This window comes from Clostridium tagluense, assembly GCF_003865095.1.
In the GTDB taxonomy this organism is placed as follows: Bacteria; Bacillota; Clostridia; order Clostridiales; family Clostridiaceae; genus Clostridium_AD; species Clostridium_AD tagluense.
This window is the reverse complement of the sequence record NZ_BHYK01000097.1, coordinates 1-1677: the sequence shown is the minus strand read 5'-3', so window position 1 is coordinate 1677 and position 1677 is coordinate 1. Positions and strand designations below refer to the sequence as shown.

General features: G+C 33.7%; 1 protein-coding gene. It reads left to right on the top strand.

Annotated features, from left to right (window positions below; genetic code table 11):
- Nucleotides 1-133: 133 nt before the first annotated feature.
- Complete coding sequence (locus tag Ctaglu_RS24600) at nucleotides 134-1498, top strand: ISNCY family transposase (protein ID WP_125006699.1); 1365 nt, start codon at nucleotides 134-136, stop codon at nucleotides 1496-1498.
- Nucleotides 1499-1677: the final 179 nt, after the last annotated feature.

The following is a 1677-nucleotide window of genomic DNA, read 5'->3' as shown; positions in this document are numbered from 1 at the left end:
TTATGATTCATTTATGATAATGTCTTATTATACCGTTTTTGATTATGTCCCAAACAGACAAAAATATAGTGTAGAATATACCTCATAACAATGTATAAATGAGGTGTTCATAATCAGAAAGGTAGATTTAAATATGAAAGAAGATTTTAAATATCAAATTATCAAAAAAACAGTAGAGACTAATGGCAATAAAAAGGCTGCGGCCCTTCGTATTGGATGCACTGTTAGACATTTAAATCGTATGATTAAGGGCTACCTTTCTAATGGTAAAGAATTCTTTATCCATGGGAATAAAGGTATCAAACCTATTCATACCATTTCAGAAGATATTAGGCGTATGATTATTGATCTCTATAAAACTAAATATCATCAAGCAAACTTTACCCATTATGCTGAACTTCTCGCTACTCATGAGGGCATTTCTGTCTCGCCTAGTACCGTTAACACAATCCTTATGGCTGAACACATCTTATCTCCTAAAGCCTGTCGTGTTACAAAAAAAAGGGTAAAAAAAGAATTGTTAGAGCAGCTCAAAACTTCGCCTCTATCAACTCATAACCAAGAATATATTGAACGAAGTATTATAGCAATTGAAGATGCTCATCCAAGAAGGTCTCGTTGTGCTTATTTCGGCGAAATGCTTCAGATGGATGCGTCGCTACATCTATGGTTTGGAGGCACAAAATCCCAACTACACATAGCTATTGATGATTCAACCGGAGCTATTGTTGGTGCCTACTTTGATCACCAAGAAACTTTAAAGGGATACTACAATGTATTTCATCAGATTCTTTTAAAATACGGTATTCCATATATGTTTTTTACAGATCGTCGAACTGTATTTGAGTACAAACAAAAAAAAGCTCCAACCACAGAGGAGGATACCTTCACACAATTTGGCTACGCCTGTAAACAGCTAGGTGTTGAAATTAGAACTAGTAGTGTTCCTCAAGCAAAAGGTCGTGTAGAACGTCTTTTTCAGACATTACAATCACGCCTGCCCCTAGAACTTAGGATAGCAGGCGTAACAACCATAGAGCAAGCAAATGAATTCTTAAACCACTACGTAAAAAAATTCAATGCTAAGTTTGCTCTTAATATCAATAGTACCAAATCTGTATTTGAAACACAACCTACGGTTGAAAAAATTAATTTAACTCTTGCTGTTTTAGCAGACCGAAAGGTTGATTGTGGACATTGTGTACGCTTTGAATCCAAATACTATAAGCCTATTGATACTGATAGTAATCCTACTTATTTTAGAAAAGGTACAGATGCTTTGGTTATAAAAGCTTTTGATGGTGAATTTTACGTTAGTATAGGAAATAAAATATATGGTTTAGAAGAAATACCGGATCACAAAGCTACTTCAAAGAACTTTGATTATCCAAAAGATAATCCACAAAAAAGCAAACGATACTTGCCACCGATGAGTCATCCTTGGAAACAAGCATCATTTCAAGCATATTTGGATAAGCAACAACATAGAGCAAGTTAATATAAAATCAATTTAATATATTGATAAAATCTAATGAATGTTTCTTTTGAAAAAAATAAAGCATTTAGTAGGGGTGTATTAAACTTACCCAAAATTATGGTTTTAGAAAAATAAAGCACCAACGGTTAGTTGGTGCTAATGTTTCACTTATTTTGGGACATTTTCAAAAATGCTTGACA